Genomic DNA, 20,254 nt, shown 5'->3' on the forward strand with positions numbered 1-20,254 from the left:
GCGTATACTACAGAAGAAGACTACTTATAAAGGAGTGGAAACGATGCAAGCGACAGTGACATGGAACAAACAGATGGGGTTTAGTGGACAGACGGAATCAGGGCATCATCTGGCGATGGACGCAGCACCCGAAAACGGTGGTGAAAACCAAGCACCACGACCGACCGAACTCTTGCTACATGCCGTTGCCGGCTGTACTGGAATTGATATCGTCTCGATTTTAGAGAAGATGCGCTTGACGATCACCTATTTCGAAATGGATATCGAAGGAGAACGGGCAGAGGATCATCCGCGGCGTTTTACGTCGATCTCGATTCATTACCGGCTTGAAGGTGATCTCCCGGAAGATAAGGTCCGTCGTGCCATCTCTTTATCAAAGGATAAATATTGTTCGGTCTCGCAATCCCTGAACGCTGAGATTTCCGTCTATTATTCGATTAATGGTGTGCGAAGCGAGGATCCTTTGTGAAGAAAACCGTACTGATCGGTTGTCTGTTGCTTGCAGGGTGTGCACAGGAGACGACGGAACCAACGAAACCATCACAACCGGAAACGAAGCATCCGACAGAAGAAAAGAAACCGAAGCCTGAGCCGACGAAAGAAGAACGACAACAAGCACGATTAAAGCAGCAACTTGAAGCGATGTCGACGTCAGAAAAGATCGATCAACTGCTCTACATCGGAGTCGCCGGCACGGAACTTTCAGCAGCTGACCGGAAACTGTTAAAGACGCATGCGATTGGTGGGGTCTTACTGCTCGGCGGAAACATCACGTCGGAAGAGCAACTCTTGACGTTCACGCGTGCGATTCAAGAGACGAACCAAAAACCGTATGCGTTCGTCGGGATTGATGAAGAAGGCGGACGCGTCAGCCGGGTACCGGATCAACGATTACGTCTACCGACGAGTCAACGGATGGCGCAAGGAGCAGATGAAGTGAAAATGGAAGACGTCGGACGTACGCTCGGACATTTGTCACGTTTTTATGGCTTCAACATGGACTTCGCGCCGGTCCTTGACGTCAACAGTAATCCGAACAATCCGATCATCGGCGACCGTGCGTTAAGTGCTGATCCGAATACCGTCGCGACGCTTGGTACGGCCCTGATGCACGGGATGCAGGAGACGGGAACGATTCCGGTCGTCAAACATTTTCCCGGTCACGGCAATACGAGTGTCGATTCCCATGTCGGGCTACCGAAAGTGACGGCATCAAAGGAAGAATTGAAGCGGACGGAGCTGTTACCGTTCCAAGAAGCGATTCAAGAGGGCGCCGAGATGGTGATGGTCGCCCATATTCTCTATCCCGCGTATGACGATATGAATCCGTCCTCGCTCTCAAAGCCGATCTTGACTGACCTCTTGCGTCAACAACTCGGATTCAACGGTGTCATCATCACGGATGATCTCGTCATGGGGGCGATCACGAAACAATATGGTCTCGCAGAAGCGGCACGTCAGTCGCTCGTCAATGGAGCTGATATGGCGATGTTTTCAGAGGCAGGTGCTTACACAAAGGTCCATGCTGAAGTGATGCAAGCCGTCAAAGACAAAACGCTGACGCCGGAGATGCTCGATGCCAAAGTAATGCGCATCCTGAAGCTGAAGCAGACGTATGCCGACAGCCAAGAGCAACAGCGACCAACGAAATCGGAACTGATTCAGCAAGTGGAAGCGCTCAACTAGGACTAGCGAAGCAAAGCGACTCATGCTAGACTAATGGGGCAAGCCAATTAAACACGAAAAGACACTAGGGGAGTCTCCCAGCAGACTGAGACGGAAGTATCCGGACCCTTTGAACCTGATCTAGTTCGTACTAGCGGAGGGAAGTGGCTCGAAACCTTAGATATCCTTAGCGCTTCAGCGCATTTTCGGACCACTCCCTTCAACATCGGGAGTGGTCCTTTTTCGTATGGAAAGGAAGAACATGATGCGTCTACATCTGATTTCGACGGGATCCATTAATCCGCTTGACGAAATAAAGACCTTTCAATCGCTTCAACCTTATACGGATCAGCTACATCTACGTGAACCGAACTTGTCGGCGGCAGAATTACTTGATCTAATTGAAGCGCTCCTTGCGCATGGTTATTCGCCTGATCAGGTAACGGTTCATGATCGGGTCGATGTCGCCCATGTCGCCGGCATCGGTGTGCAGCTGACGCGCCGTTCCTTACGTGTCCGCGATGTGCGACGTCATTTTCCGAATCTCGTCATCGGGAAATCAGTCCATTCGCTAGCAGAGGCACTGGCAGCAGAAGCGGAAGGAGCCGACCGCCTGCTGTACGGTCATATTTATCCGACAGCGTCGAAGCCGGACGTGCCACCACGAGGGATTGACGCCTTGAAGCAAGTCGTCACCTTCACGACGAAACCAGTCATTGCAATTGGCGGGATTACACCAGAACGCATGCCTGAAATCGTAGCGACCGGTGTAACCGGAATCGCCGTCTTATCGGGTATTCTCGGTCAATCGGATCCGCTCGCCGCCGTCAAGCATTATCAGGGGGTACGGGTATGACGAATCACATCATCATCGGCAGTGGAGTCATCGGTTTGACGCTTGCTTACGGTCTCGCCTGTCAGAATGAATCCGTCGTCGTCTTAGAACGCGGAGCAGGTGGACAAGGAACGAGTCGCGCGGCTGCCGGGATGCTTGCGACGGACATCGAGCTCAGAGAGGAATTGCATGCACTTGCCGCGCGAAGTCGTCGTCTGTATCCGTTGCTTGCACGTCGTCTCGAGCGAGAAACAGGCATCGATTGTGGATACCGGGAACAACCGTTTTTGTTAAAGCGTAAAGGGCGCGAGCATCTGTTTCCAGCTGTCGGTCAAATCGATCCACGACGACTGACGACTGCATTGATGTATGCCTTACACGCACGTGGCATATCAATTGAAGAACAGGTAGAGGTCACACGCATCGAAGAGAACGATGACTTCATCAGGATCGAATCGAATGCGGGAATCTGGACCGGACAAACAGTGACGGTCGCTGCCGGACGGGGTTCGCAAGCCTTGCTCGATACAGCCGGCATTTCGATCGCGACATATGGGGTCAAAGGGGAATGTCTCGCCGTCCGTCTCGCGGGTCAGCCGTTACGCTCGATCCTGTTTGACGACGCCGTCTACCTTGTGCCGAAAGCAGACGGTCGGATTTTGATCGGTGCGACCGAACTGCCGCACGACGAGACAGTCGGTGTCAGTGTCGCAGGGGTCACGTCATTGCTTCAAGCAGCAGAACGACTGTATCCACCGATTCGTGACGCGGTCATCGAAGAAGTCTGGTCCGGTGTACGACCACAAACGGCGTCCGGCTTGCCATATATCGGAGTCGCCGATTCATCCCGTCGGATCTTCCTAGCGACGGGGCATCATCGGCATGGCATATTACTCGCACCGGCGACAGCGGAAGTCTTGGTAAATACATTACGGTTGATTCAGAAGGAGGAAGTCCGATGAACATTACGATTAACGGCAATGACCACACGATCGATCAGATTGAAACGATCGAGGACATGCTCACGCAACTTGGCTTAGGGGAAAAGCTCGTCATCGTCGAACAGAATCGACAAATCATCGATCGCGCGGCGTATGGTCAGACGGTCATTCGGGACAATGACACATTTGAAATCGTTCATTTCGTAGGAGGAGGATAAACATGCTGAAAATTGGAGAAAAGACATTTGAATCACGATTATTACTCGGAACAGGGAAATATACGGATGCTACGGTACAGCAGAAAGCAATCGATGCGTCTGCTTCACAAATTTTGACATTCGCCGTCCGTCGGCTCGATATCTTCGACAAACAACAAGCGAATTTTTTGGAGTCGCTTGATTTAGCGAAGTACGATTTACTGCCGAACACGGCCGGTGCGAAGACGGCGGAGGAAGCTGTTCGGCTTGCGAAGCTTGCGCGGGCATCCGGTATGTGCGACATGGTTAAGGTCGAAGTGATCGGTTGCGACAAGACGTTACTACCTGATCCGATCGAGACGTTACGGGCTTCTGAAGAATTACTCAAAGAAGGTTTCATCGTCTTACCGTATACGTCGGACGATGTCGTCCTTGCACGGCGACTCGAGGAACTCGGTTGTCACGCCATCATGCCGGCAGCGTCACCAATCGGTTCCGGGCAAGGCATTCTCAACCCACTTCATCTACGATTCATCATCGAGCAGACGACGGTCCCGGTCATCGTCGACGCCGGGATCGGCTCACCGACTGACGTCGCCTATGCGATGGAACTGGGAGCGGATGGTGTCTTATTGAACTCCGCTGTCGCCCATGCTCAAGATCCGGTCAAGATGGCGCACGCCATGCGACTAGCTGTCGAAGCAGGGCGCTTCGGATACGAAGCGGGACGTATCGAGAAGAAACAGTATGCGGTCGCGAGTAGTCCAACGAGTGGATTGATTCGATGAACCGTTACTCACGGCAAACTCGATTTCAACCGATCGGGGAAGCGGGACAAGCACGCTTGGCATCAGCGAAGATACTGATCATCGGCATGGGAGCGCTCGGAACGGCGTCGGCAGAGCAACTCGTCCGCGCCGGTGTCGGCGTCGTCCGAATCGTCGACCGTGATTATGTCGAGTGGAGTAATCTACAACGACAACAGCTTTATACCGAAGACGATGCGCGTCATATCGTACCAAAAGCGATTGCCGCAAAAGCACGGCTTGAAGCGATCAATTCGACGGTGACGATCGAAGCGTATGTATTAGACGTCGACCGGGTAGCGCTGACGTGGCTTCTCGATGATATCGATCTGATCATCGACGCGACGGACAATTTCGATATTCGTTTGCTGATGAACGACATGGCGTTGATGCGTTCGATTCCGTGGATTTACGGTGGATGCGTCGGCAGTTATGGGATCACGTTTACCGTCCGTCCCGGGGAGACGCCGTGTCTGCATTGTCTGCTCGATCAATTACCGCGGGATCAGGAGACGTGTGATACAGCGGGAATCATCGGACCAGCTGTACAGATGGTCGCTTCCTTACAGGTGACGGAAGCGTTGAAGTGGTTGAGCGGAAAGACGGACGCCATGCGGACGCGCTTGCTTGCGTTTGATGTCTGGTCGAATACGTTTCAACAAATTAACGTCCAGTCACTGAAGCAAACGGAGTGCCCGTCATGCGGCATCGAACCGTCCTATCCTTACTTATCGGATCAAACGGTTCATTTCACGGCACTGTGCGGTCGGGATGCCGTTCAAATCCGCGGAGACGGACAGCGGGATCTGGAACAGTTGAAACAACGTCTCCAGCCGGTCGCTGCGATTTCCGCCCATAATCCATATTTGCTGGCGTTTACGACGGACGAACATCGGATGGTCGCTTTCCGAGATGGACGCGTTCTGATTCATGGCGAAGCGGATCTCGTCAAAGCGAAACGCCTCTATCATGCCTATTTCGGGTAACGTTCACAAAACAGTAAAACTAATTTTAAATATATATGTTTTAAATGTTTGAAAAACAGGTAAATAAGACTTCAGACATAAATCGGTCTACAGGTTTTGAACGTGAAGAGGAGTGATTCAGATGAAACAAGAATTCGATCCAATCAAGGATCAGGCACAGACGGAAGACGCCCAAGCAGTTGTTCAGCAACCCAACTGGAATCCGGATCGGTACCGGACGAACTTGAACCCATTCTATCTGTCACCTTGTAGTGTCGAACGTAGAGAAGACGTGCATCAGGATGCATCGAAAATTCTCGAAGTCGAGACGTCGTCGCCCCTCCAACAACTTTTTGAACACAATCAAGCAACGCATAAATCAGAACAATCGGGCAAAAAATTCAAGACAGGCATCGTCGTCGGTGTCGGTGCGATTATCGGCGGATCGGTTTCTGTGATTCGTTCCGTTCAACGCTTTAGAAAACAACGGACGAAATAACACATTCGTCGCAAGAGTGAAAAAAGCAGGAGGCATTCGCCTTCTGCTTTTTGTGTTACCCTTTCGTTTCATAAAAGAAATAAAGGGGTTTTAGTATGTATGTTGTTTCTACTTGTTATATCTAGATTTATCAGTTAGTTACGTTATCAAATGCGGTAGATTTACCGTTCACGTAAACATCGATGATTTTATGTTCAGGATCTAATGTTAACTTGTAGACATGCTGCTTCGTTTTCTTATGAGTTTTAGATTCATTCAATTTAATCTTTAGCGTATCTCCTTGTTCCTCAAGATCAGTAGCAACTGTTTTCTTTGACTGATAAACAACATAAGCGACTTTGTCTTTCGTATTGATCAATTGCAAGGTATTTGCGGGATTAATCTTCGTTTGTATTTCGTTTGGTACAATCTTTAACTCACTAAAACTGAGCTTAGACTCATTGATGCTACACGCTGATAACAAAGTACATAACAGAGCTAACAGTATAAGTCTTTTCATGTTTTCCCTCCTGGCTTTTAAATGAGAAGTATATATTGTATTTTAACAGTTTTTTAAAGTATGCAGACCTCAAAAACTAATAAAATTTTCTATATTAGTCATATTATTGATTCATAAAAAAATAAAATGGTAAAGTAAATACTATTGATTAACTCATTTCTATAATTATAAATAGCGATGTAACATCAAATTTAAACAATTTTAAGTTATTTAGTAATCGGAGGGTTTTAATTGCGTAAGATGGGATTTTGTTTTGTATTAGTAGCTTTGACTAAGCTATGGCTATCTATTTACTTAGCTGAGTTTTTATTTCTTAGAGAGCTAGAAGTGTACAAAAGTGTCGGAGGTGATGCGATTGACATGATTCCGAGCCTTGCTTGGTGGATCATTCTTTTGGAATGTATCATAGGTATTACTTTGATTGTTACAGGTGGGAAAAGAAAACTAAAACAGACTGTAGATAAAAAGTAAACGTTCTATCTATTTTCTATTGAAACTAATGTGTAGTTTTTCTCTTAGTCGAGAAGAATTACACTTTTTTTCGTCATTACGTGTCATTGGATTGATGTGCAACACGAAAACTTCTGCTTTTTATGTTCCAAACGGATGTTCGTCGCAGAACGAACGCTTGCATGCTACACTTAAGCTACTATATTCAAAAAGTGAGTGTGATGAAGATGAAATGGATACATACTGCCGATTGGCATCTCGGCAAAATCGTTCATGGCGAGTCGATGCTCGAGAACCAGCGGGCGGTCTTAGCGGATTTTTTGACACTCGTCGACCGCGAACAACCGGATGCGATCGTCATTGCAGGTGACTTGTACGACCGCGCTGTACCACCAACGGAAGCCGTCGAACTGCTTGACGAGACGCTCGCTGCCTTGATTCTCGATCGAGACATCCCGGTCGTTGCGATCAGCGGAAATCACGATTCGGCCGAACGGTTAAGTTTCGGAACGACGTTACTCCAACGGGCTGGTCTGCATCTCGTCGGAAAACTAACGCCGGTCATTACTCCGGTCACGATTAAAGGAGTGTCGTTTTATCCGGTGCCATTTGCAGATCCTGCGACCGTTCGGTACGTGCACAAGGACGAAACGATCAAGACACATGATGATGCGATGCGGACGATCCTTGCCGGATGTATTCCAGACGGACCGAGTGTCCTCGTCGGTCATGCCTTTGTGATTGGCGGACTCGAGACGGATTCGGAGCGGCAATTGTCCGTCGGAACGGCAGGGCAAGTTAGCGCAAGCCAGTTTGCACCGTTTACGTATACGGCACTCGGTCATCTGCATAATCCACTTGCGATTCAATCCGAGACGGTTCGCTACAGCGGATCGCTCTTGAAATATTCATTCTCGGAAGCCCATCATGTCAAAGGGGTCGATGTGTTGACTTTGAACGATGCGGGTACGTTCGATCGTCGGTTCGAACCACTTGCACCAAAACGTGACCTGCGGGAACTGACTGGAAGTCTCGCTGAGCTGACAGACCCGGCATTCGTCGCGACACAAGACACGGACGATTACTTAAAGATCAATCTAACGGACGGCGAAGCCTTGATGGATCCGATGGGCAAGCTGAAAAAAATCTACCCGAATATCCTTCACCTCGAGCGAATTGGATTCGTCCGCGAGAGTACGCGGGCAGTCAAGGCGTCGCGGGAGCAAGTTAAGGATGCATCCGTTGCGGATCTATTCAGTGAGTTTTATGAAGCAGTCCGTGAGAAGAAACCGACGGAAGCGATGCAAGCCGTCCTGAAGGAGGAAGCGACATGCGCCCAGAACGACTGACATTACGAGCTTTTGGACCGTTTGCTGGTGAAGAGACGATTGATTTCACGGCACTTGCCGGACGGACGATGTTCGTCATCTCCGGGAATACCGGAGCAGGGAAAACGACGATCTTTGACGCATTGACGTTCGCCCTGTATGGCGAAACGTCAGGCGGCGAACGGGAGATGAGCGAACTGCGAAGTCATTTTGCCGTGCCCGAGCAAAAGACGGAAGTTGAACTGGAGTTTACGCTGAAAGGGGAACGGTACCGGATCATCCGCCAACCGAGTCAACCGCATCCGGTCAATAAAACCGGCTACTCGCATGAAGCCGAGCTCGCTCGGTTCGACGGAACGACATGGAAGCCGCTTGCGGTCAAGATTCCAGAAATCAAACAACGCGTTCAAGAGTTGATTCAGCTCGACCATAAACAATTTTCACAAATTCTCCTGTTGCCGCAAAATAAGTTCCGCGAACTGTTGATGGCAGAGTCAAAAGACAAACTCCAGATTCTCAAGCAGCTGTTTAAGACGGAACACTATGGTGAGTTCCAGCAACGTTTACACCGACAAGCGCTCGATCTTGCGGCACGCATCAAGGAAACGAAGACGAAACAATGGGCAAAGCTTGAGGAACTACCTCTGCAAGCGAACTGGAGTGAACTAACGGAAGGCGACATCCGGTTACGGATGGAGGCGTTGACGACGGAACGGGACGAATGGTTAACGGCTGCTCGTCAAGCTGAAATAGAGACCCGTGCGATCGTCGAGAAGAAAACGACACAATTGCAACAAGGCGAGCAACTCGAAGCGGTTTTCCAAGAGCAGGAGCGACTTCAACGAACGGAACAGTTGCTAGTGGACCGCTTACCGGAAATCAAGCGGATGCAACAAGAAGCATTGGCAGCTGAACGCGCTCAAATCGTCGCACCGATCTATGACCAGTGGCAACAGGATCAAGAACAATTGACGCAACTCACGCATCGAAAACAGGAAACTGAACAGCACATCGCTCGCTTGAAAGAGCAACAAGAGGTCGTTCAAGCAAAAGTGGATCGATTGCTAGCGGAGGAACCACAGATCGAGCAACTCAGTCGTCGCCTCGAAAAGATTCAAGAAGAACGCGAACGGTTGGAAGCAGAAACGGCTTTACGACAACAACAGCAACAACTAATCGAACGTTCGAAGCTTCTGGACCCAGAGCCATTACGGAAGCAACTCGAACAAGCACGGACGGAGCGTAAGACTGTTCAAGAACAACTGCATCCATTGCAAAACATCGGAGCAGAGCGCTTAAAGGTGCAAGAACGGCGCTTCATCCTGCAACAGCTGGCGACGAAGATGGCGGAACATGACAAATTGGAAGCAGAACGGCAACAGCTGATTGTCCGCGGCACAAGCGTTCGGGACCAAAAAGAGGCAGCAGCGCGCCAATACGAAGAAGCGCGTAGATACGAACGGGAACAACTGGCTGCTGAACTTGCCAAAGGATTGACAGACGGGACGGCTTGCCCAGTCTGCGGCAGTACGTCGCATCCACAGCATGCTGTCGCCGTCGCAAAGGAACTATCCGTCGATGTAGCGCAACAGCGGTTCCTAGAAGCTCAACAAGCGCATCAAGAGTTACAAGCCTCGTACCGAACGGTAGCCGAACGTCTCGGACAACTGACGACCGAGATTCAAAAGACGAGTGAAAACGAGTCATCTCATGCGGATGTTTCAGCACAGCTTCGGGAAGTCGAACAGACGGAAGCCCGATTAGCGTCAGCACAGACGGAAAAAGCGCGTCTTGAGACTCGCCTGCAACAACTCGAGCAATCCATGGACCAGCTACAACTGAAGATCGATGCAATGATTAAAGACCGGACCGTCATCGAATCGGAAATGGCACACTTGTCTGGTCGCCTAAGTCAATCAGGAGAGTCCGCGAAATCGCTACCAGCACTCCGTGAGGAGCAACAACAGGCAGAAACACGTATCGAGCAGTTCAAGCAAGACAAACAGCAACAGCTACGCGAGAAGGAACAGCTCGATCGTGACTTCGCGGAACACCAAGGTCGATTCCGTCAATTGACTGAGGCATCTGCTGAACAAAGCGACCGATTAACGAAACGCGAAAACGAATTACACGCAGTCCTGGCAGAAGAAGCGTTTCCGACGATTGAAGCCTTCCGCGATGCGAGACGGTCTCGTGACGAACTCCGTCACCTCCAAGAACGTTTGGAACAAGATCGTCTAGCGCGGCAGGAATTGAAGCTGAAGCAGGAACAAGCCCGTTTGAAGACAGAAGGTCAAGTGCGTCCGGATCTCGAACAGTTGCGGATGGATGTGAAGACGTCGTCGCTCGAACTGACGGAGCGGACCGACCGACGTGTCGGGTTTGAGAAGGAACGCGCACACATCGATCAATTGATGGCGGCTTGGGAAAGCTTGCAACGCCAGATTGAGGACGAGGATGCGAGATACGGAGTCATCGGCGAACTCGCTCGCGTTGGTGTCGGGGAGAATGCGCAACGGATGACATTCGAGACGTACGTCCAGACGGCATACTTCGATGAGATCTTGTTCGCCGCAAACCGGCATCTGCACGAGATGACCTCTGGTCGTTTCCAGCTTGAACGGAAAACGGAGGCGGGAAAAGGACTCAAGAAATATGGGCTTGATTTAAATGTCTTTGACGCGTACACGTCGCAAACACGTCACGTCAAGACGTTATCTGGTGGAGAAAGCTTCAAAGCATCACTTGCGCTTGCGCTCGGATTGTCGGAAGTCGTTCAAGAAGCAAGTGGTGGCGTGTCACTTGAAACGATGTTTATCGATGAAGGATTTGGAACACTTGATCCGGAATCACTCGAACAAGCGATCGAGACGTTGCTCTCGATTCAAGCGAGCGGTCGCATGGTCGGGATCATCAGTCACGTCCAGGAACTGAAGTCACGAGTTGACGCAAAAATCGAGGTCAAACAAGGAAAAACGGGGTCGACGATTACACTAGTCGTCGAGTAAGGAGCTAAGATCGATGGAAACACGAAACATGGTCACAAAATCACAAATCAAAGAGGCGTTACGCGAATTAGGTGTGGCTCCCGGCATGAAGCTGTTCGTCCATTCGTCTCTCAAACAAATCGGCTGGATTCCCGGTGGCGTACAAGCATTGATTGAGGCCTTACAGGAAGTCGTCACGACGGATGGGTTAATCATGATGCCGGCGCAAAGTACCGATAATTCAGATCCGAAGAACTGGAGCCAACCGGCTGTGCCTGAAGAATGGTGGGAAACGATCCGCCGGGAAATGCCGGCATATGACCCGGCAAAAACGGTCACACGCGGCATCGGTCGCGTCCCGGAAGTCTTCCGAACGTATCCGGGTGTCGTTCGAAGCAACCATCCGATGTGGTCCGTGACCGCCTGGGGGAAAGATGCGGCGACATTCGTTGCCAATCATACATTAGAAAATGGCTTCGGTCCCGGTTCACCAATCGAACGCTTCATCGAGGCGGACGGCCAAATTCTGCATATCGGTTCTCCTTGGGATACGACGACCGTCTGGCATTACGCGGAATACGGGTTGAATCGTCCGGACGTCGAGGATGGTTGTAAAGTCAAAGAAGGAACGACGGAACGATTCATTCACTACCGACATCGTCAAATCGATAGTGACGCGTTTGGACCGATTGGCGAAGCGTTGGAAAGTGCCGATTTCGTCACGTCCGGTCTGATCGGACAAGCGAAATCTTACCGCATCGATGCCAAAGCCTCGATCCCAGTCGTCATGTTGCAATTAAAAGCGCTCGATCAATGGTTATTTTGAAACTTTTTCGGGAAACCTTCGTAGTAGAAAACAGAATCATAAAAAGGAGTGAAAGCAATGGCTTCACGTTTTAAAGTAAACCCGGCATTGCGTCGCGGATTCGATACGGCACGTGTCGGAGAACGACCAATGACAAAAAGCGGGACGATGAGCAAGATTTTCTTGATGCTCGCTCTCGTCACGGCAGCAGCAGGGGGAAGTTGGTTCTTCCTCGCAGAAAACCAAGCGTTCCTATTCCCGGCATTAATCGGTGGATTCGTCATCGGTCTGATCCTTGCCTTGATCATCACATTCAAACCAGCAACAGCACCGGTCCTTTCACCGGTCTATGCGTTGGCAGAAGGTGTCGCCGTCGGAGCATTGTCGCTCGTCTTTGAAAGCATGTACCCAGGTATCGTCGGGAAAGCGGTTCTTGCGACTTTCGTCGTTGCGTTCGCGATGTGGTTTGTCTACTCGACAGGCATGATTAAAGTGACGCAACGTTTCCGTTCTGCGGTAACAGCAGCGATTCTCTCGATCTTCGTCTTGTACGCAGTCAACTTGATTCTCTCGTTATTCGGTGTCGATCTCCCATTCATGACAGGTAGCTCACCGCTTGCGATTGGTATTCAATTCGTCATCGTCATCGTGGCATCCCTGTCACTCGTGATGGACTTCGATTTTATCTCGCAACAAGTTCGCGCCGGTGCTCCAAAATCGATGGAGTGGGTTGCAGCATTCGGATTGATCGTGACGATCATCTGGCTCTATATCGAATTACTCGATCTCTTATATCGCCTCGCGGCGCGGGATTAACAGCAACGGGGCTGACTCAAAAGTCAGTCTCTACAAAGATAGGGGTGGCAGAATGATGATCTGCCACCCTTTTCTCATAATAAAAAGAATGACGCGTTTCACGCAACTCCTACAGGAAAAAGCGCATCTTTGCGCTGTCAGAGACAATCAAGACCCGCTTTCCTGCTTGAATAAGGCAGGAAAACTGGCTTGTGTCTCGCCTGAGGAAAGGGCGTGAAAAGACGCGTCATTCTTTTTGTTGAGTCAGCCTCGTTTTTTGTCGCAAGAAGGGATAATTATGTGAAATGAGAAATAAAAGAGTGGTGAAACGAGAAGGAGGATCCCATATGAAAGAACGTATCGTCATTGGAGCAGGACCGTACCACAACAATCCCGGTTGGTATCATACACAGGAAGATGAGCTGAATCTACTCAATCGGTCCGATTGGGAACGATTGTGTTCGAACGACACGTTGCAAGCGATTCTTGCGGAACATGTCTGGGAGCACTTGACGTTCGAAGAAGGAATTGACGCGGCACGTCATTGTTATACATACCTTGCACCAGGGGGATACGTCCGTTGTGCTGTGCCGGACGGTTATTTTCGGGATGACGCATACCAATCGATTGTTCAAGTCGATGGACCCGGTCCAAATGACCATCCAGCGGCGAGTCACAAAATCGTTTATACGCACGAAACATTACGACAAGTATTTAAAGAGGCTGGATTTCAGGTGCGTCTTCTCGAATATTTCGATCAGGATGGAATCTTCCATCAAGCGGACTGGGATGGCGCAGACGGTGTCATTTTCCGTTCGAAGCGATATGATCCCCGGAATGCAGAACAGATGAGATTTCCTTCGTTGATTCTTGATGCAATCAAATCGAAATGACAAATAACGGTGAGCGCCCAAATAGGTGCTCACCGTTTTCTTATGAATGAAATCCTTCCTTGATCGTTCGCAGTAACACACGCGCACTGGGCGATAAAGTCGCCTCCTTTTTCCAAATCAAATGGACGTCCGAGACGACGGGAGGATCAAGGGGAAGAAAGATTAGATCGGAAGCGGTCGTATCGATGATGCCATCGATTGCTAGAGCGTGACCCACTCCTTGGCGTACGAGTAAGGACGCATTGAACAACAGATTATATGTTCCGATGATCTGACAATCCTCAAGCGTTAGACCACTCTGTTCACGGAAATACGTATCGAGTTGTGTCTGCTCGGATAAGAGTAACGGGAGGGTGACAAGTTGTTCTCGTGAAATCGTCTTAGACTGTGCGATCGAGGCATCACGACGTGTTAAGATCCCCCAACGGTCCTGACCGGGCAACCGAAAGGAATGAAATGCGGATAGATCGAACGGAGCAATGACAAGTCCGAAATCGAGCAATCCCTTTTCGAGCCGGTCGAGTACATCATTCCCATTGCCGCTGTACATACGAATCGTTACATCAGGATGAATGGTGTGTAACTCTCTAAACGCTTGCAACACCGTCGTCAATTGTTGAGTTTCGCCACCACCGATATGAATTTCACCCGTCAATACTTCTTTTGTGTTCAAGTCGACCAATACCTTATCTGCTAGTGTAACCATCTCGCGTGCGCGCTCTTCAAAGAATCGTCCCTTTTCAGTCAAACGAAGCCCTTGCTTCGAGCGTTCGAACAATTCGACCCCAATCGTCTCTTCTAGTTGTTGCAGCTGACGCGATAATGCCGGTTGCGACAAACGAAGGATCCGTGCCGCCTTTGTAATATTTTTTTCTTCGACTAAAGCTAAAAAATAGCGTAATTGTTGTAATTCCATCATTCCACCTCTATCCATGCAAAAAACGTATGATTTATTACTTAATATTAGCATTAGACATGAATGGTTGTCAGCCGTAAGATGAGACCAAGCGATCAAAAGAAAGGAGGATGTACAATGACTGAACTGCAAACCTATGTAAGAGAACATACGATTCTTCCAGCGGATCCGGTCCTTGAGCGCATTCATGCCATTCAAGATGAAATCGAACCGGAATTACAGCGATTGAATCAAGTGGTCTCACAAGAAGAGAGGAGACAGGCGCTTGCCGTGATCACAGGGCAAGACATCGATTCGTCTGTTAGAGTCTTAACGCCTCTATTTACGGATTTCGGACGGCATTTATCCATCGGCAAACATGTTTTCCTCAATCGAGGTGTCATGTTTACGGATCTTGGGTCGATTCGGCTAGACGATCATGTCTTAATTGGTCCGTTCGCACGGTTGCTGACTGTCAACCATCCGGAATCACCGACGAAAAGAGGTGGCGTTGAGACAGCGCCGATTCATGTCGGGCGTAATGCTTGGATTGGTGCCGGGGCGACGATTTTGCCTGGCGTGACGATTGGTGAGGATGCGATCGTCGCAGCGAACGCAACAGTGACACGCGATGTTCCGCCCCGTACGATCGTCGCAGGCACTCCAGCGAGAATCATTCGAACGGTCGAGGTGTCGGATGAATAGATGGTACTGTTGTCTGCTTACATTTTTTCTGTTGAGTGGATGTACCGATACGAAAGAATCGTCACGACCGAGTGATCTAGAACAAAAGGAGCTGAAATCCGTCTTGCTTCAAATCGATGAAACAACCGTCCCGATTCGTTTTGCGGACAATGAGACAGCGATGGCATTGCAAAAAAGATTGCCGCTGACGATGCAGATGAAAGAGTTGAATGGGAATGAAAAGTATCATTACGTTCCATTCTCGTTACCGACGAATCCAAAGTATGTCGGAACGGTGCAAGCGGGAGATCTCATGCTGTATGGATCAGATTGTCTCGTCCTATTTTACGAGTCGTTTCAAACAGATATTCAATACACGCGAATTGGTTGGGTCGAACCGAATCGATTATCTGAACTATTATCAGCTGATACAGTACGTGTTCAAATGAGCACGCAACAATAAGAAAACAAGAGAGGACGTCATCATCATGGCCATTCAAGGAAAAGTCATTATCATCACAGGAGCAAGTTCAGGTATTGGAGAAGCAACAGCACGCTTACTTGCAAAGCAGGGGGCAAAGCTAGTGTTAGGATCACGTCGCAATGATCGACTGGCGAAACTCGTCGATTCGATTCAAGCGGACGGTGGGGAAGCAATATACCAAGAGACAGACGTCGTGAAACTGGAAGATAATCAACGACTTATCGAAGCAGCATTGACGGCGTATGGTCGAATTGATGCAATTTTCCTCAACGCGGGGCTGATGCCGAGTTCTCCACTATCTGCTTTACAAGTAGACGAGTGGAATCAAATGATTGACGTCAATCTCAAAGGTGTCTTGAACGGGATTGCAGCTGTCATGCTGACATTCACCTCCCAACGTGCGGGGCATATTCTGACGACCTCATCCGTAGCAGGTCTTAAGGCGTATCCGGGTGGAGCTGTATATGGCGCAACGAAATGGGCAGTACGTAACTTAATGGAAGTCTTACGGATGGAGTCGGCGCAAGAAGGGACGAACATCCGAACGGCGACGATTTATCCGGCAGCGATTCATACCGAATTGCTCGAGACGATCTCACACGGGGAGTCGCTTGAAGGAATGACGGCACTATATGACCAATACGGTATCTCACCAGAGAGTATCGCGCGGATCGTCGCCTTTGCGATCGATCAACCAGAGGATACGAACGTGAGCGAATTTACGGTCGGTCCAACGACTCAACCGTGGTAAAAAGGAGGAGTATTAATGTTTCCACGAGGCGAAAAGAACGAAGCGTATCAAGAGGTATTCACAGGTATCAGTTATTTAGCACCACTCGTCGACGAATCGTTGCCCGTTTCCGTATCACATGTGACGTTCGAGCCGGAGACGCGGAATCATTGGCACATGCATGATGGGGGATATCAAATTCTACTCGTCACGGAAGGGGAAGGCTGGTATCAAGAAGAAGGGAGACCCGCTCGACATTTGCAAGCAGGAGATGTCGTCGTCACGCATGATGGTGTGAAGCATTGGCACGGGGCAACACGGTCTTCCTGGTTTTCGCACATTGCGATCACTGCTGGGACACCACTCTGGCTCGAGGCAGTTTCGGACGAACAATATGAAGTAACGGAATGAATAGAAAGACCATCTGAACTTCGCTGTCAGATGGTCTTTTTGATCATAGTCCGTGCTCGCTTTTCAGTTGATCGACGTATTGTTTTGCCTCGAGCAAAGACGATCCGAGAGTCTCTCGAACGCGTTTGACAGCTTCAACCGTCTTTCCTTCATGAAGCAACTGAACTAATTCGACTTGTAACGCTGCTTCTTCTAGTGACACCTCATTCAGACCGAGGTGCTCCTCGATCCGTTGTAGCTTCTTCAGAATCGTTTGTTGGCGGCGTTTCGCTTCGTCCGCTTTTTGTGATAAGGACATCCAGATGAAGAATAAGACGATCAGTGGTGCGAACGTGACGACAGAATCCATAGTGAACACCTTCCTTTGTTTCACCGTACCATAGGACAGTCTCCATAACAAATAGTGGAAAATGAGGTGGAAATTGATTATGCTGATATAGTGGAAAATAAAGGGTTAATATGGAAAGGAGATAAATCTAGTGGACAATGTGTTAGTGACATTTTTACCATTCTTGATTCAAATCGGACTGATCATGGTGCTATTCTTCTTCGGAACGTTTGGTCTGTTTTTCTTTGTAAAGCGCAGTTCGTATCACAGTAGTCGTTATTATCGTTTAACGCGCGAACCGTTTTTGCGAATCGTTCGTGATAAAGGGAAATGGGGTGAGTACTTGACGACACGTCAACTCGATCAAGTTTCCGGATACGGCACTTATGTCTTTAATACATACTTACCACGTGCGCGTGGAGAAGGAACGATGGAGATTGATGTGACGTTCATTCATGAAAGTGGCATCTATGTACTCGAATCGAAAAACTACAGCGGGTGGATTTTCGGACGCGAGCAGGACCGTCAGTGGACGCAGCAGTTCCAGAATCGTTTCAAGCAACGGTTTTATAATCCGATCAAACAAAATGAAGGGCATCTCAAAAGCATGCAACGCTTCTTAGAAGGAACGGATCCTGCGCTCTTTCACTCCTTGATCGTTTTCAGCGAACGCTGTGAACTCAAAAAAATCACGGTCGATTCAGCGCATGTCCGTGTCTTGAAACGAAACGTCTTACGTAAGACGATCGAGCAACTCGCGACTGGAAAGCCATTGACACCAAGTCAAGTCGATACGATTGCAGGGAAACTCGGGGTTCATTCACAAGTCGACCGTGCCACGCAACAAGCGCATATCGATGGAATTCGTCAACGCCAGGCAAAATGAGACCGTTGACGGACTTGTTCTTCTTCAGGTATAGTGAATAAATAATAAGTAGTGCAACTATATGGAGATGATGGGATGAAAGAATCGGAATGGTCGCTTGGCATGCAATTATCCCGTAGTTATTATGCGTTCAAACGTGCTGCTGCTAAACGGATGGAAGCGTTCGGACTGACACCGGAGCAGTTTTCTGTCCTGAGCGAACTCGCTAAACAAGATGGTGTTTCGCAAAAGCAGCTGGCACTCGTGACAGAACGTGATCAAACGACGATCGGTAAGATTCTGGATAAGCTCGGTAAAAAAGAACTAATCGTTCGGACGCCGGACCCCCGGGACCGACGAGCGGTTCTGCTCTTGATGACACGAGAAGGACGCGACATCGTCGATCGCCTCGGGCCAGAGCTCGATCAGCTACAACTCGAAGCGTTCCGTGGACTATCGCGAGAGCAAATCGAGCAATTAAAAGATACACTTGAGACCATTCACCGGAATGTGACGTGAATGGTTTTCCTTCGGATATATAGTTGCACATGATATTATAAGTAATGCATGTAAAAGGAGATTGTAATATGAAAGCATGGAAAGATGTCTGGTCAATGACACAAACGAAAGTGGGGCTCGTCTTCGCAATCGTCGTCCCGCTCTTGTTCCTCGTCGTTTGGATGACTGGTTACGAAGGAACGACGGAACGGCTCGATCAATTGAACGTCGGTGTCGTTGGCGAAGTGAATGACCCGTTCGTCAAATCACTAAAGGAAGCACCGTTCACGGTCCAAGCACTTTCGACCGAAGTGAAAGGATTGGAAGCACTCGATGCCAATGAAGTCGATCTCGTTCTACAAAAGGATGATGCAACGCGTCAACTGACGGCACACGTCAGCCAGACGAATGCCGAATTCGCGAATGCGATTCTCGAGCGGGCAACGGAAACGATCGGCAAACAGTTGAATGGTGAGCCAACGTTTACGACATCGATCGTCACGGAGCATGCCGTCTCGGATTTTGCCTTGTCGATGCTGCCACTCGTCCTCGGGTTCGTCATCTATATCGCGACGATGACGATGGGGATTCAATTCAATCTTGTCAGTACGATCTTAAGTAAGCGTCATTCGATCTGGTCGCTATTTTGGAGTCGCCAACTGTTGCACGGGATCGTTCTTTTGGTCGTTCCATTACTGCTCGTTTCCATGGCACATGTATTAACGGACATCACGACACCATTCATCAAACTGTGGGCGTTCGAGCTCCTCGTCGTAGCGACCTGTATCGCCGTCACGCAGATGAACTTTGCGATATTTGGACCGATTGCTCCACTCGTCAATGTTGCGTTGATTCCGTTCCAGTTGATGACTGCCGGAAACATCGTGCCGGCGAAGATGCTGGCACCGTTTTATCAATCCCTCGGAACGTTCTTACCTGTTCCGAATGCCGTGGCTGGATTCAGTCGATTGTTATTCATGAATGGATCCATCGGTACGCAAGTGTTGCATTTATCCCTGCTTTGTTTCGGTAGTTTTATCATAACGTGCTTAGTGCTGAGTTGGAGGGAGCAACGACAAGCACAACGTGTTGTTGCATGAAGAATATAAGAAGAATCGTCATCGAATGGGATGGCGATTTTTTTATTTGAGATCGATTTATGAAAAAATCATTGCATAACAAAAACGTTATATAATAATATGGTTATGTGAAAAGCGAAATTGATAACTTCGCTCCTGTATCAGGCATGGATTATACGTTTAAGAGAAAGGAGGACTCTCCAGTGATCGAGACAGCAAAACGGGTAGAAGAGATGAGTCAGTTCTTAAAGCTACTGAGCGATGGAACACGTCTTGAAATTTTGCGAAGACTACACGTTCGGGAACATTGTGTCTGTGATTTCGTCGAAATGTTTGATATTTCGCAACCTGCAGTCAGTCGTCATCTAAAATTATTGCGTCAGTCCCATCTCATCTTGGAACGACGTGAACGACAATGGATTTATTTTCGAATCAATCCAGATCACCCGCAACACAAGTTGTTATTGACGATTTTAGAAGAAATGGACACTCCGGACATCCCGGACAGAAGTTGCTAAGGACACACACCGTGGATGAAATGGATTAGCACGAGCAAGGCATTGGAATCGAGACGATATTCCATTCTTGATGACACGTTCAAGATTGGCGAATCGT

Annotated in this window: 25 protein-coding genes and 1 riboswitch; of the genes, 22 read left to right on the forward strand and 3 right to left on the reverse strand. The window is 49.0% G+C overall.

The annotated features are described in order from the left end of the window. Positions 1–43: 43 nt before the first annotated feature. The 8 genes from KNQ11_RS02650 (at position 44) to KNQ11_RS02685 (ending at position 5,908) form a co-directional block, all read left to right on the forward strand. Complete coding sequence (locus tag KNQ11_RS02650) at positions 44–469, forward strand: OsmC family protein (protein WP_133208080.1); 426 nt, start codon at positions 44–46, stop codon at positions 467–469. Continuing rightward, the gene (nagZ, locus tag KNQ11_RS02655; RefSeq protein ID WP_214724647.1) at positions 466–1,686 is read left to right on the forward strand and encodes a beta-N-acetylhexosaminidase; all 1,221 of its coding nucleotides are present in this window, start codon (positions 466–468) and stop codon (positions 1,684–1,686) included. Before KNQ11_RS02650 ends, nagZ begins: the two co-directional genes overlap by 4 nt. 56 nt (positions 1,687–1,742) lie before the next feature. Next, positions 1,743–1,845, forward strand: a riboswitch (TPP riboswitch). Between the two features lie 82 nt (positions 1,846–1,927). After that, positions 1,928–2,521 carry a thiamine phosphate synthase gene (locus KNQ11_RS02660; protein ID WP_214769354.1) on the forward strand — a complete coding sequence of 198 codons (594 nt, stop codon included), beginning with the start codon at positions 1,928–1,930 and terminating at the stop codon, positions 2,519–2,521. Beyond that, positions 2,518–3,462, forward strand: a complete 945-nt coding sequence (locus KNQ11_RS02665; RefSeq protein ID WP_214769358.1) for an FAD-dependent oxidoreductase — start codon at positions 2,518–2,520, stop codon at positions 3,460–3,462. The genes KNQ11_RS02660 and KNQ11_RS02665 overlap by 4 nt, the downstream gene beginning before the upstream one ends. Further along, positions 3,459–3,659, forward strand: coding sequence for a sulfur carrier protein ThiS (thiS, locus tag KNQ11_RS02670; protein ID WP_214769360.1), 201 nt, complete (start codon positions 3,459–3,461; stop codon positions 3,657–3,659). Before KNQ11_RS02665 ends, thiS begins: the two co-directional genes overlap by 4 nt. Positions 3,660–3,661: 2 nt before the next feature. Then, positions 3,662–4,426 (forward strand): thiazole synthase, encoded by a 765-nt coding sequence (locus KNQ11_RS02675; protein ID WP_064300145.1) that lies wholly within the window; start codon positions 3,662–3,664, stop codon positions 4,424–4,426. Next, positions 4,423–5,430: a ThiF family adenylyltransferase gene (locus tag KNQ11_RS02680; protein WP_214769367.1), complete on the forward strand. Its 1,008-nt coding sequence runs from the start codon at positions 4,423–4,425 to the stop codon at positions 5,428–5,430. Before KNQ11_RS02675 ends, KNQ11_RS02680 begins: the two co-directional genes overlap by 4 nt. 121 nt (positions 5,431–5,551) lie before the next feature. Further along, a complete protein-coding gene (locus tag KNQ11_RS02685; protein ID WP_050677014.1) occupies positions 5,552–5,908 on the forward strand; it encodes a hypothetical protein in 357 nt (118 codons plus the stop codon). Positions 5,909–6,038: 130 nt separating this feature from the next. Here the strand turns inward: KNQ11_RS02685 and KNQ11_RS02690 are convergent, their stop codons facing one another. Further along, the gene (locus KNQ11_RS02690; RefSeq protein ID WP_214769369.1) at positions 6,039–6,407 is read right to left on the reverse strand and encodes a hypothetical protein; all 369 of its coding nucleotides are present in this window, start codon (positions 6,405–6,407) and stop codon (positions 6,039–6,041) included. Between the two features lie 231 nt (positions 6,408–6,638). Here KNQ11_RS02690 and KNQ11_RS02695 point away from each other — a divergent pair, with 231 nt between their 5' ends. The 6 genes from KNQ11_RS02695 (at position 6,639) to KNQ11_RS02720 (ending at position 13,665) form a co-directional block, all read left to right on the forward strand. Then, positions 6,639–6,878, forward strand: coding sequence for a hypothetical protein (locus tag KNQ11_RS02695; RefSeq protein WP_214769371.1), 240 nt, complete (start codon positions 6,639–6,641; stop codon positions 6,876–6,878). A 206-nt stretch (positions 6,879–7,084) separates the two neighbouring features. Next, on the forward strand, positions 7,085–8,206 hold the full coding sequence (locus tag KNQ11_RS02700) for an exonuclease SbcCD subunit D (RefSeq protein WP_214769373.1): 1,122 nt from the start codon (positions 7,085–7,087) through the stop codon (positions 8,204–8,206). After that, positions 8,188–11,193, forward strand: coding sequence for an AAA family ATPase (locus KNQ11_RS02705; protein WP_214769375.1), 3,006 nt, complete (start codon positions 8,188–8,190; stop codon positions 11,191–11,193). Before KNQ11_RS02700 ends, KNQ11_RS02705 begins: the two co-directional genes overlap by 19 nt. 13 nt (positions 11,194–11,206) lie before the next feature. Beyond that, on the forward strand, positions 11,207–11,998 hold the full coding sequence (locus tag KNQ11_RS02710) for an AAC(3) family N-acetyltransferase (RefSeq protein ID WP_064300142.1): 792 nt from the start codon (positions 11,207–11,209) through the stop codon (positions 11,996–11,998). 57 nt (positions 11,999–12,055) lie between these two features. Further along, positions 12,056–12,793, forward strand: coding sequence for a Bax inhibitor-1/YccA family protein (locus KNQ11_RS02715; RefSeq protein WP_050677017.1), 738 nt, complete (start codon positions 12,056–12,058; stop codon positions 12,791–12,793). Between the two features lie 326 nt (positions 12,794–13,119). Next, a complete protein-coding gene (locus tag KNQ11_RS02720; protein WP_214769377.1) occupies positions 13,120–13,665 on the forward strand; it encodes a class I SAM-dependent methyltransferase in 546 nt (181 codons plus the stop codon). A gap of 40 nt (positions 13,666–13,705) precedes the next feature. Here KNQ11_RS02720 and KNQ11_RS02725 read toward each other — a convergent pair whose 3' ends face one another. Continuing rightward, positions 13,706–14,584 carry a LysR family transcriptional regulator gene (locus KNQ11_RS02725; RefSeq protein WP_214769379.1) on the reverse strand — a complete coding sequence of 293 codons (879 nt, stop codon included), beginning with the start codon at positions 14,582–14,584 and terminating at the stop codon, positions 13,706–13,708. A 114-nt stretch (positions 14,585–14,698) separates the two neighbouring features. Here KNQ11_RS02725 and KNQ11_RS02730 point away from each other — a divergent pair, with 114 nt between their 5' ends. The 4 genes from KNQ11_RS02730 to KNQ11_RS02745 are packed head-to-tail and all read left to right on the forward strand — an operon-like array spanning position 14,699 to position 16,869. Beyond that, positions 14,699–15,265, forward strand: coding sequence for a DapH/DapD/GlmU-related protein (locus KNQ11_RS02730; protein WP_064300139.1), 567 nt, complete (start codon positions 14,699–14,701; stop codon positions 15,263–15,265). Next, positions 15,258–15,707, forward strand: a complete 450-nt coding sequence (locus tag KNQ11_RS02735; protein WP_149427103.1) for a cyclophilin-like fold protein — start codon at positions 15,258–15,260, stop codon at positions 15,705–15,707. Before KNQ11_RS02730 ends, KNQ11_RS02735 begins: the two co-directional genes overlap by 8 nt. A gap of 25 nt (positions 15,708–15,732) precedes the next feature. Next, on the forward strand, positions 15,733–16,479 hold the full coding sequence (locus KNQ11_RS02740) for an SDR family oxidoreductase (RefSeq protein ID WP_214769381.1): 747 nt from the start codon (positions 15,733–15,735) through the stop codon (positions 16,477–16,479). 15 nt (positions 16,480–16,494) lie between these two features. Continuing rightward, on the forward strand, positions 16,495–16,869 hold the full coding sequence (locus KNQ11_RS02745) for a cupin domain-containing protein (RefSeq protein WP_064300137.1): 375 nt from the start codon (positions 16,495–16,497) through the stop codon (positions 16,867–16,869). A 43-nt stretch (positions 16,870–16,912) separates the two neighbouring features. Here KNQ11_RS02745 and KNQ11_RS02750 read toward each other — a convergent pair whose 3' ends face one another. Next, complete coding sequence (locus KNQ11_RS02750) at positions 16,913–17,218, reverse strand: hypothetical protein (protein WP_035398001.1); 306 nt, start codon at positions 17,216–17,218, stop codon at positions 16,913–16,915. A 130-nt stretch (positions 17,219–17,348) separates the two neighbouring features. On the opposite strand from KNQ11_RS02750, the gene KNQ11_RS02755 reads away from it, so the two are divergent. From KNQ11_RS02755 to KNQ11_RS02770, 4 genes are all read left to right on the forward strand, one after another. After that, positions 17,349–18,083 (forward strand): nuclease-related domain-containing protein, encoded by a 735-nt coding sequence (locus KNQ11_RS02755; protein WP_214769384.1) that lies wholly within the window; start codon positions 17,349–17,351, stop codon positions 18,081–18,083. A gap of 75 nt (positions 18,084–18,158) precedes the next feature. Next, positions 18,159–18,581, forward strand: coding sequence for a MarR family winged helix-turn-helix transcriptional regulator (locus KNQ11_RS02760; protein WP_214769387.1), 423 nt, complete (start codon positions 18,159–18,161; stop codon positions 18,579–18,581). Positions 18,582–18,649: 68 nt separating this feature from the next. Continuing rightward, the gene (locus KNQ11_RS02765; protein WP_149427106.1) at positions 18,650–19,660 is read left to right on the forward strand and encodes an ABC-2 transporter permease; all 1,011 of its coding nucleotides are present in this window, start codon (positions 18,650–18,652) and stop codon (positions 19,658–19,660) included. A gap of 182 nt (positions 19,661–19,842) precedes the next feature. Continuing rightward, entirely contained in the window at positions 19,843–20,157 is a 315-nt protein-coding gene (locus KNQ11_RS02770) for an ArsR/SmtB family transcription factor (RefSeq protein WP_029341347.1), read from the forward strand. Positions 20,158–20,254: the final 97 nt, after the last annotated feature.

The sequence above is a fragment of the Exiguobacterium sp. s39 genome (assembly GCF_018618925.1).
Lineage (GTDB): Bacteria > Bacillota > Bacilli > Exiguobacteriales > Exiguobacteriaceae > Exiguobacterium_A > Exiguobacterium_A abrahamii.